The following is a 398-nucleotide window of genomic DNA, read 5'->3' on the forward strand; positions in this document are numbered from 1 at the left end:
CCTGCGCCACGCGATGAACGTTGCTGGCATTCAGTCCCGCCACGCACATACGGCCGCTGGCGATCAGGTAAACGCCGAACTCTTCGCGCAGGCGATCGACCTGCGCCGCGCTCAGTCCGGTATAGCTGAACATCCCGCGCTGCTTGAGCAGATAGTCGAAGTTATGCCCCGGCACGGCCTCTTTCAGCACGTTAACCAGCTCCTGACGCATGGACAGGATGCGCTTACGCATCGCTTCCACTTCGGCAAGCCAGGACGCTTTCAGCTGTTCGTCGCCGAGAACCGTCGCCACCACCTGCGCACCAAAGTTTGGCGGGCTGGAGTAAATACGGCGCACCGTCGCCTTCAGCTGGCCGAGCACGCGACCCGCCGCTTCGGCGTCTTCACAGACCACGGAC

1 protein-coding gene is annotated in these 398 nt (G+C 62.8%); it reads right to left on the bottom strand.

Annotated elements, in window-relative coordinates:
- Positions 1–398, bottom strand: a 398-nt coding sequence (locus DEO48_RS21385) for an aminotransferase class I/II-fold pyridoxal phosphate-dependent enzyme (protein ID WP_146198313.1), incomplete at both ends; no start/stop codon positions are given.

The sequence above is a fragment of the Enterobacter sp. CGMCC 5087 genome (assembly GCF_003144775.1).
GTDB classification, from domain to species: domain Bacteria; phylum Pseudomonadota; class Gammaproteobacteria; order Enterobacterales; family Enterobacteriaceae; genus Enterobacter; species Enterobacter cloacae_M.